Here is a 10,557-nt window from a genome sequence, read left to right as displayed (position 1 = left end):
AACCTCAATAACTTCGTTGATCATTTCCTCAAGATCCATAACATGCTTCTCATTAACTGTTATCTGATTTTTATAAACTTCAATTGTGCAATTTTCAGTAAGTACAGTTGCTGTTGGCGCAATTGCAAAAGTGGTTTTATCTCCAGTAACCTCATGTTCATAACCATATGTATTCAACTTTTCGCTGATTGAATTGACCAATTTTTCTATGTTCTTCATAAATATCACTCCAATATTTAAATTTTTAATGAACCAATCTTCCTTATCAATTGTACTTAGTAAACTTACCACACCATACAGAATCTTGGTAAATTGAAAATCTTTCCTTCACTTGTCCGCTACATTCCCATCCTTCAGATTCCATTAACTTAACATGATCATCTCGTTCTTCTTTGGAACTATAATGGTAAGTAACATTTGTATATTCTGATATCTTTCTCATTTGATCCGCTCCTTTAGTTTGAATGAAATCACTCTTAAAAATGCTACAGCTTTCTCTTCGGAAAATCATACTTATCTATGTGTTCGCGGAATCCTTTATAGTTTGTTACCCATGTTGCATTATCCTTTGTGTTTCTGAATAGATACTGTCTGCAATTTTTTATGTAAGCTGAACCCTCATATATATATCCACCGAAATCATAACCAATCATATTAGAATATCGTTGGCGCTTTACAGCTTCCCTGTATCTTCACTTTGTGTATAAAACACACCATTTTCAATGTCGCATTTCATTATTTTCACCCCTTATTAAAGATTTATTTTTTTAACGAGTTAGTAAATGGAGGGGTTAAATATTCAATATCATTATTTTTATATGCTATTTCCAATTTAGAATGCATGTGAAAGTATCTCTTCTCATTATTTATTATTATGTAACTTCCCGTTTTACTAGAATATATCTTGCGTTGTGCCACTGGGTTTATTGTGACTTTATTGGTGACTTCTGTTAATGCGCAAAGTTTACCTTGTTTTCGTATAAACACATCAATGTTGACCCAATTAACCATAATTTTTTACTGCCTCCATTTCTACATAAAATGAGTATTTTACGAATAATTTTAGTATCTATTCCATCCGCTATAGTCAAATATGTTTAGACTTCCATTCGTAATAAACTCTCCGTATTCATCCCTCATTAAAATTGGGTTGTGTTTATGCTGGCGTTCAAGGATTACTTCAAGTGATTGTTTTTTTGTGAGTTTACTGTGATATCCACCTACAAGCTTTGTCAGTCTTTTAAGCTCTTCTGCTTTCAAATTAAACGCCTCCTTTGTATTAATTAACTAAGGTCATTGTATCACAAGTTATTTACAATTGTAAAGTGATTTATTTAATTAAAAAATATTTTTTATCCTTAATTTTATAAATATTTTTTAATGTCAATGATATCTTCAAGGTCGCATAATCGACTGCTTAGAGCATCCTCCATTTCCCAGATAGACATACTTCGCTTCATTTCTATTAGTGAGTAGAGAATATCATTTTTAATAGATTCTTGCATTAATTGTGGTAGTTGATTAACATAAATTGTTCTCTTATTACTTATCATTCTAAAACCTCCTATACATTGTGTGTTGCTCTTTTTAACTAAATTCATTGTAACATGTTTATTTTACAATTGTAAATCTTTTAATTATATTTTTTATTCTTTTTTTTAGTTAATTTCTTGTTTTCCCCAACTTAATCTGGTGTATCCATTATGGTCTGTCTCTTTGGTCATTAACATGCTGAGTATGTCAAAATCTACACCGAACCTTTTAAATAATTCATCATCATTAACGTTATCATTTTTCATAAAAAGATTTAACTTTTCTTTATTTAGTATTAATTTTAACAAATTACTCTCTATACTGTTTTCATAGGTAACATAATGTATCTCTTTGTTATCTGACTCAGAATCAAAACGAATAAATCTTGCTGTGAATTGATGAAGACTCGCACCGTTCCAAGCAAGTTCGGTTACTATAATTTTGTTCACATAATTTATGCTTATACTACTGGGTAATGATTGCTGAGTACATACCATAATTGAATTCTTTTCTTTCTTCATCTCTGCAATCATTTCTTTGCGTTGTTTCAAATTCATATCCTCACCTGTAACGATAAAAAGTCTACGATCAGGAAATAGCTCTCTAATATATTTTGCATAACTATAAACAGTCTTTTTGTAGCGACAACCAATAACTACAGGCTCATTATTCCATTTCTTAAGCATTGAAAACACTTTTCCAAATTTAGAGGAATATCCTTTCCCACTATACTCTCTAAATAAATGTGGTGCGCTGCAACTCCTAATTAGCATATTAAGTTGCTGTATTATTTCTAGCATTCTGTCTTTTCTGCTATTACCAGTTCGATTTATATTTCTAGCCATCTCATAAAACTCATTTATAATTTTTTTATATAACTCTTTCTCATTACTGTTAAATGTGCATGTATCTTGTAGTATGTTTGCAAATGATCTGCCTGTAATTTCTTCAAGTGTTCGTGTAATAATTGTTGAGTCTATAAGTTTCTTTAATGTCCCAGAATTGTATATATGTTGTGTGGCCTGTGAGACACCAAATACAGTTATTTTCTCAGGTATATGACTTTCTCGAAACAATTTCTGTCCTTTGTGATATTGTGGATATGGCTTTAAGTAAAATTTATTTTGCTCTGTTTTCAACTCATTTGTTTTCTTATCTTGAACATATATATCTTTGCAACAATTAATAAAGTTAACCGAAGAATTAAACAACAAATTAAATTGAGGATATGCTTCTCCTATTGAATTCCTCACGCTTGTACCAGTGGTTAATAATTTATATTTTACTTTCTTAAATACATTCAATGTTGCTTTTGTTCTTTTGCTTGTCATAGATGCTATGCTGTCGCTTTCATCTAACACTAGACCAATTTTACGCCCATTTAAGCGTATAAATTTCTTAATATGTCTTTGATACTTTATCAACATGTTGAACGTAACAAGGATGATATCATAGGGTCTTATACTCGCCATACTTTTAATAGAGTCTATTTTTACATATGGGATACCATAGCTAGTCAATGCTGATTCAAATGTTCCGACAATTGCAATTGCAGGTGCAACAATAAACATATTCCTAACATTTTTATGTTGTAAATGATATTGAGAGTATGTAATAGCTGCTAATGACTTACCGCCTCCACAGTCCCATTGTAGTAAGCCGTAATTCTTTTGGAGGATCTTTCCTATATCTTCCCTTTGGATCTTATTTAATTTGATCAAACATTCATTTAAAGAGTCATTTAATGAGTAGTTATTTAACCAATTAGAGTTATATTCATTTTGCTGAATCTCATTAAATGGTTTACTTTGTTGTTTATATGAATTTATCTTTTCTTTAACCAATTTATTATACTTTGTATTTGTAAATGGATATTCATTGTTAATAACCATATCTACAAATGAAGCTTCTTTTACTCCACTATATTTTGATAAATATATCTTATTTTTTTGTGAATAGCCTTTTAATCTTAGACCGTAATTTGTTTTAACTAGCTCAATTTTATCTATCTCTTTTACATGTTGATTTTTTAACATTCGTTTAAGATATGATATTACTTTGTTTTTAGTTAATCTAACCTTTTCCCACTCAGGGAATGACATACCCTCAGGTTTGACTTGATTATAATATTTATTTACATAGTCTTGTGCTTTTGTGAAATGCTGCTTAATATTCTTGTTCCTTTTAATATCAAACAAATACTTTTTAATCTTAGACTGAAATTCTAAATCTTCATTCTTTCCCTGCATTTGCTCAAAGAATAGTTTGTGTTTAATTTTCTCTTTTTGCTCAGTCACTGGTTTAATATATGTATTAAAGATATGACTACTGGAAACGACTGATAATTCATTGAGTTTTAGAATGTTTGAATTATATGGAGTCACAGTTGAAATATATTCACTTTGCTTTTGAAAGTACATAATCTTAGTCCTAAACGAATTAACCCCTACAGATTTAAAACTATTAGAGGGTAACTCAACTTGATAAATAAAATTGTACAAAGAATTAATTTGTTTAATCATTCCACCGTCTGAAAATTCATCGTTTAAAAAACTTAAAGGAACAATGATAGCAATTAATCCTGAAGGCTTCAGGACTTCGTGTGCTTTGATCATGTAATATAACTGGCTAAGATACTCATTTCTGTCTACATTCCATTTAAGGTTGAATGGAGGATTTCCGAGGACTATATCAAATTTAACACCTTTACTATCATAATTCCTAATATCATCATTAGTTATATTTATATCGGGATACAAGAACCTGGCAACTTTAACAGCTTTCATATCTAGTTCATTACCGTATGTATTTAATTGGTTTGGTAGCCAATTAAAGAAACTTCCGTGACCACATGTAAGATCTGCTATTAAATCGTTCATAGATGGATTTACGGTGTCTACAATAAATTTTGATACTGCTGATGGTGTAAAAAACTGACCAACTTCTTCGAGTTTCTTTGCCTCTGTGTAAGAGTGGAACGAATCATAATCATAGAATGATAACCCATGTAATCCACCATCACCCGTATAGGAGGAATAAACGTCTTGAGGTGAGATTCCATATTTCTCACATTCACTATTCTGAATGAGATGTAGTATTTTTTCGTTGATTCCTTTTCGTTTGTCTTGTGGAATGGTTACGTTCTGTATTTCATAGGTCATTAGCTATATCCCCCTTTCCGTTATAGAATTATCCTCCGTTCATGATTAATTCTATGAATTACTATGTATTCTTAATTATGCGGATTGCTTTTTGTAACCACAATATTCACTAGCAAACTTTACTGCAAGTTCATGTGATAAAAATTCAATCTCCATTTTTCCATTTTTCATAAATTTTATTGATCTAACTTTGTTTAGTGTTTTTGGTTCAAACTTTGTATATTTAGTTTGATCTTTTTCATTATTATATCCACAGTAAGTATCTACTAATTCTTGATTAATTGTAACACTCCCATTATCAAAGTTTGAAATACCAGCTAACACACAATCTTTTCTATCTTTGAGTTTGTAATATTTCCATATTGAATCGAGATAGGTGAATCCACCATTTAGTATCAACTTATTATTACGAACAATAACCCTATTACTGTCGCTATATTTGTATAAGATTTCTTTCATTTTTTCTTTAATCTCATGCACTGCCTTTTCTGTAAAGTTAAATCCGCCTAATTGTTCATTAATTTTCTCAACAATATTAGCATAGATAATATTTACATCTTGCATGTATACCTTTTGTATCAATTCAATATCAATGGTGATACTATATTTTCTTTGAAAATAACTACAAACCTTTTGTATGAATTCATTTTTTATTTTATTTATAGTCTCGTCAATATCTCTAGGCGTATAACTACCGTGAGTGTACGCAGTACCTGACTGTCTTCCAAACTTTTTACCATGGGCAACACTGATATCCGAAATATCTTGCAATTGAATTTTAAAAGCATTGTATGCCATTAAAAGTTGATTGTATATTTCTTCTTGTTCTTTACAAAACTCTAGATCATCGGGTGCAATTTTAGAATCCGTTGTTACTTCAACATTATCAAACTTGTTTAGTAAATCATTAAATATGTTTGTCATTGGTTTATCCTCTTTATGATCATTTTCATTGAAATCGTCATTTTTAAAATCGTGATAAATAACGTTATTCTCTTCCGTTATTACTGGTTCATTTTCTATATTGTTTGATTTTACTTTGTCTATTGCTGAAGTCTCGCTATCGTTCATTTGAGCTTTTACTTCAGTAATGATGCAATGACCCTCTTTTGATCTTGTTATAAGTTCAGACGCTTTTATTTTACTAATTTTCATTTCTCTAGTATCTAGCTTAGTAGCACAGTGTAATGCCCATAATTGGCGTTGTGTTGCTGGTTCTACTACTTCATTTTCTTTATTCATATTACTAACTGTTTCTTTAACTTCTTCTTTTGTTTCAATTGTTGGAACATTAGAAACTGTCTGTTTACGAGATGTCTTCTTGAACACAATCTTTTCTTGATATTCTGTCACTTCTACAAACTCAATTACTGCAATATGGCCTTTACCAAGCAGTTCATTGATTCGTTCAACGGATAAACTCCATGATTTATCAAAACTCTTTGAGGGCTTATTGTTTTTTCCCAGTTTATAAAATGTGTGGTATTTATTAAATTTTTCATCCTTATAAACTAATGAGTATTTATTACCTTTATTTTTACCATGAGTATAGGCAGCTTTCATGATAATAGTAAAACCATCTTTAATATCATTATTAGTAATTGAAGTTACATCTTTTTCAACTGCTTGAATTATTTTTACTGGTACTTTGATTACTTCAGCTTTCAAAGCATCAGATTCCTTCAAAACTTTTTCTATCCGTTCTACAAAAGCATTTAATTTTTCGGCCTTTTGTTGTTGTGGTGTTTTCTCTTCGTTTTCCCAATCATAATCATTTACTGCAAAAACTCCATTTCCTTTAGCAATGATTTGACCATCACGTTCAATATGCCAGCTTGTTCCCCTTGGATTAGCATGTAAGAATGTCGGATACACTTCCTTAACTTTATAAGTAGGTTCTACGTTTGCTTTATCCATTTCTTTTTCAATTAATACAGCGCAAGCTGCCTTTTCATTTTCTGTTGATGCTGCATCATTCATCATAGCTGTTAATTTTTGAATTCTATCATGAGAAACAGTTTTTTTATTGCTATAATCATATTTACGGATCTCCTTACCAGAATCAGACAAATTATATTTACAGATATCAATCAATAACACATAGTCGTTTTTACTAGCAATACCAGACCAAGAAGCAGGGTGGAAATAATCTGTCATGGAATCAGATTGATCAGGATCAAAACCGAATACTTTCCATCCACCCTCAACTAATTTCCCCATAATTTTTACTTTTGCTTCTTGCTTATCTAAGTAATGCATACTTAAAACCTCCTATGTATTATTTGTTTTAATATCTTAAATACATTGTAGCATATCAGGTTTACAATTGTAAAGTATATAATAGTATTTTTTATTCTTGTTTAATTATGATATTTTATAATTTTCTTTATAATCCTGTTCTACATTATTTACTCTATCTATGACAACTATAACTGTATTCACGCCTGTTCCTGACTCTTTAAATGATACATCTGGAAGCTTTTCATAGTATCCCTTGTCATCTATCCAATTACGGAAGTAAACGCTTTTAGAGTCATTTGCAAACGTCCAGTGAGGAGACATAATGGCAACTATATTCCAACCATCTTGTAGACATTCAAAAGCTTTTAATACATGTTCAATATCTTGTTTTTTTTCGAATGGTGGATTCATAATAATCTTATCGTATTTTTTTTAAGGATTAAATTCTGTAAAGTCGTTTCCAATAATCTTATACTGCTTCAATTCAAGGATCTGTGATAGTGTACTATTCCATTCTATAGCTTCTAAATTGACCCTTATGGCATTTTCTACTGAATGTTCGGTTATACCATCTAAAATATTACCGTTACCATCTGAAGGCTCTAGAACCGTTTCGTTGTCTTGTATATCCTATTAGTTCCTCATTATTTGCTGTTATATTGTCTCATTTGCTTCATTAACGTATTTTTGGACTTGTCCAAACTCCTCTACCGTATCTTTTAATGGTTCAATGATTTCAGCTATATTCCTAATTGCTTCAATAGTAGATTGGAAACGATCCAACCTTTCTTCTTGCTCATCATTCAAATGTCCCTTATTTTCTAATTTCTCGATTTCTGTCTCCATTTTGTCTCTAAGCGACTCTGCTGAATTATATACTTTTTCTATAAGATCGAATGGAATTCTTTCATTAAGTTGTTGTATAAGAGTTTCAAGTTTATTAAATGCATCATTTGCCTGCTTAGTGTTCAATTAATTTGCTCTCCTTTAATCTAGTTTATGAAGGTATGGTTTTATATACACTTCTGTTCTCTTGATTCTAAGTTGTATTTTATCTAAGAACATCTTACCATACAACATTTGTTGCCGTGATACGTTTCAATATTGAATATTTTAACAACTACATCACTTTTTTTCATGAACGGAATCATTTATAATCAATAACCCATGTTGTATTATCCTTGTTGTTAGTGAATAAATGCTGTCTGTAATTTTCCGTATCATATACATTTCACTGATTTACCAGTCATTTTGAAATTGTATATCTTAATCCATTTTCTGCGTTATATTTCATGTTATTCATTTCCAAAACCTTTAACGAAATCATTCTTCATTAAATTGATCAATTCATTGAAATTGCTTAAACTCTTCGGTGAATACTGCGGGAATATTCCAATAACTTATATAATTTTTCTTTTGGTCATTTGCAGCTTCTTCAATGGTATTATATTCGTTAAACCAATCTGACTCGGGATTCCAAGTGATGATTTTTCCAGTCAAGCTTTCAGCAATCATTGTTGCTTCGTATTCTCTTTCAGTGAAGAATAGGCGAACACTGGAAGGATTTAATTCATAAGAAGTTACAAGGGGAGCACCAGTATTTGAATTATACAATGTCATTGATATGCCAATGACCTTCCAATCATTATTACGGAAAATGTTTAAGCCCTCCATACTATCGCCTCCTATGTATTAATTAACTAAGGTCATTGTATCATATTTTATTTACAATTGTAAAGTATTTTATATTAATTTTTAAAATATTTAACTCCTATATTTCGATTCATTTTTATTCAATCCAAGTATCAATAATTTCTATTTCTTCGTCAGTTTGTTGGTCGCCAATATAAACAATATGAACTGTTTTACCAATGTACATATTCTTCAATTGATTTGTAAGTATCTTGTTCTCTTTTTTTGTAGATATTCTCACGAGATCCAGAACCCATGAGTTTCCTTTACTATTCTTTTTGGTATGTACAACATAATAACCAGATTCCGATTGATAATATAATTTTGAAATAACTCCAGTTACTTCGTATTTTACTGGCGCAGCATTAACGGATGAAGAAAGAAAAGAGAGAACAATAAGGATAATCATAAATAAAGAAATAGATTTTTTCATAGTAAGGAATCTCCTTTTAATTAATTAATTTTTTAATATTAAGCGTTAGCATAATCACGTATTAAAATTCTAGCAATTTCACGGTCGCTCATTTCTGAAATATGCACATCCTCAAAGTATCCATTCCCTTCATACTCTGACCATGCTCCATCCTCCGCTAGATCAAATAGAACACGTCTCAGCTCTTTTGATGAGTGATCACAATGTGATATGTCAGTTGCTAATTCCACCCCATCTAAAGCCCTCTCGATTAATTGTTCTGTAGTTTTTAACATTATAATCCATCTCCTATATTTAGTATTTAATATGCTTTTAAATATATGTATGCTGTATTTCCTTGGTATTCTAAACGTTCATGTCTCAAGTATGTTGTAAGCTCTAAGATATCTAAATCTGTTCCCTCCTTGCTTAATAGAGTTGATCCATCTTGTTTAACCACTTTAATACTTTTCATTCCTATCACCTCTATTAGTTTAATTTAATAAGTGGTTGACCAAGAATTGCAATGATGTCGCTAAAATAACTACGGTCGAAGCATAGATATTTAGATTGTGTCATTTTGCATAATTCGTTTTCTCGAATGGTTACTTTTGTAATCTCATCCAGATCAGTATTCAACCATCTGTCATATACGAGCAGCTCATCTGTAGGTAGGATAATGTTTGACCATAAAGATCTTTTCTTTTTAGGTTTATGAATGATCTTCAAGGAGTCTTTGTGTTGTGCGTATGGTTTAATTTCTGTACTCTTTATTACTGTGTTAATTAGAACAGGGAAACCAAACTCACTAAATTTGATTAGTGTTACCTTACGTTCTGGCTGTAACTCCTTTACTACCTCAGCAAAAACAGAGTGAGTGGCTTTGTATTGTCTTAGTAATGAAGCCATTGGAGAGTTAGTAAAATTGTCTTCGACTGCTTGAATAAGTTCGTCTGTTACAATGGCGTTATCGTCCTCAAGATATGCATAGAAGCCACGTTTAACCTGCTGTTGCTCTTCTTCTGTGAACTCCTTATACTGAACACACGAACGTACTTTATCCATTGCTGACACAAGGTAATCAGAAAGCATATCCATTTGTTCTACTTGATTTAATTGGTAGAAAGTCGACATTAAAATTACCACCTTTAAAATTGTATTTTTAACTCTTATATCATCTAACAATTAAAGTTCCAATCACGGTGAAGTTCTTCAAAGCAGCTTTACGTTTAATGCGAGACATTGCAACAATTAGTTGTGTGCGTGACATTTGTGTTCCCTCCTCTCTGTTTACAATTGTAAAGTTGAGTTAGTAGTTAACCTGTTAGATATATAATAAACGAATATGGGATATAATTGCAATAGTTATTTTAGTATTATTTACTTTTAAATAATCAATAGCAATATTACAACACTTTCACTGTATCTATTGTATTTATAATGGATCTAAAGACTTTATACATTGTCAGGTGTATTTGTATAGTTAGAGTGTGATAACGCGTTAGGATGGATTGTGGT

At 30.8% G+C, this 10,557-nt stretch carries 12 protein-coding genes; all 12 read right to left on the bottom strand.

The genetic code is table 11. The features are described 5' to 3' along the window. Positions 1 to 219 (bottom strand): hypothetical protein (locus tag JCM16418_RS22875; protein WP_036653655.1); only part of this gene is annotated, 219 nt, incomplete at its 3' end. An 843-nt stretch (positions 220 to 1,062) separates the two neighbouring features. After that, on the bottom strand, positions 1,063 to 1,260 hold the full coding sequence (locus tag JCM16418_RS22865; protein WP_036653651.1) for a hypothetical protein: 198 nt from the start codon (positions 1,258 to 1,260) through the stop codon (positions 1,063 to 1,065). A gap of 104 nt (positions 1,261 to 1,364) precedes the next feature. Next, positions 1,365 to 1,553 carry a hypothetical protein gene (locus JCM16418_RS22860; RefSeq protein WP_036653649.1) on the bottom strand — a complete coding sequence of 63 codons (189 nt, stop codon included), beginning with the start codon at positions 1,551 to 1,553 and terminating at the stop codon, positions 1,365 to 1,367. 105 nt (positions 1,554 to 1,658) lie between these two features. Further along, entirely contained in the window at positions 1,659 to 4,694 is a 3,036-nt protein-coding gene (locus JCM16418_RS22855; RefSeq protein ID WP_036653646.1) for an N-6 DNA methylase, read from the bottom strand. 75 nt (positions 4,695 to 4,769) lie between these two features. Further along, a complete protein-coding gene (locus tag JCM16418_RS22850) occupies positions 4,770 to 6,953 on the bottom strand; it encodes a hypothetical protein (protein WP_036653644.1) in 2,184 nt (727 codons plus the stop codon). 105 nt (positions 6,954 to 7,058) lie between these two features. Then, on the bottom strand, positions 7,059 to 7,346 hold the full coding sequence (locus JCM16418_RS22845) for a hypothetical protein (RefSeq protein ID WP_052020726.1): 288 nt from the start codon (positions 7,344 to 7,346) through the stop codon (positions 7,059 to 7,061). 243 nt (positions 7,347 to 7,589) lie between these two features. After that, positions 7,590 to 7,907 carry a hypothetical protein gene (locus JCM16418_RS22840; protein WP_036653642.1) on the bottom strand — a complete coding sequence of 106 codons (318 nt, stop codon included), beginning with the start codon at positions 7,905 to 7,907 and terminating at the stop codon, positions 7,590 to 7,592. Between the two features lie 375 nt (positions 7,908 to 8,282). Beyond that, entirely contained in the window at positions 8,283 to 8,609 is a 327-nt protein-coding gene (locus JCM16418_RS22835) for a hypothetical protein (protein ID WP_036653640.1), read from the bottom strand. 115 nt (positions 8,610 to 8,724) lie between these two features. Further along, complete coding sequence (locus JCM16418_RS22830) at positions 8,725 to 9,060, bottom strand: hypothetical protein (protein WP_036653638.1); 336 nt, start codon at positions 9,058 to 9,060, stop codon at positions 8,725 to 8,727. 38 nt (positions 9,061 to 9,098) lie between these two features. After that, a complete protein-coding gene (locus JCM16418_RS22825; RefSeq protein WP_036653636.1) occupies positions 9,099 to 9,335 on the bottom strand; it encodes a hypothetical protein in 237 nt (78 codons plus the stop codon). A gap of 26 nt (positions 9,336 to 9,361) precedes the next feature. Continuing rightward, positions 9,362 to 9,514, bottom strand: a complete 153-nt coding sequence (locus JCM16418_RS25155) for a hypothetical protein (RefSeq protein WP_156327250.1) — start codon at positions 9,512 to 9,514, stop codon at positions 9,362 to 9,364. A gap of 14 nt (positions 9,515 to 9,528) precedes the next feature. Continuing rightward, the gene (locus JCM16418_RS22820) at positions 9,529 to 10,173 is read right to left on the bottom strand and encodes a hypothetical protein (protein ID WP_036653634.1); all 645 of its coding nucleotides are present in this window, start codon (positions 10,171 to 10,173) and stop codon (positions 9,529 to 9,531) included. Positions 10,174 to 10,557: the final 384 nt, after the last annotated feature.

Origin of the sequence: Paenibacillus pini JCM 16418 (assembly GCF_000576305.1) — a bacterium.
GTDB classification, from domain to species: Bacteria; Bacillota; Bacilli; order Paenibacillales; family Paenibacillaceae; genus Paenibacillus_AQ; species Paenibacillus_AQ pini.
The sequence above is the reverse complement of the archived record's forward strand: the minus strand, read 5'-3'. Positions and strand labels throughout refer to the sequence as shown.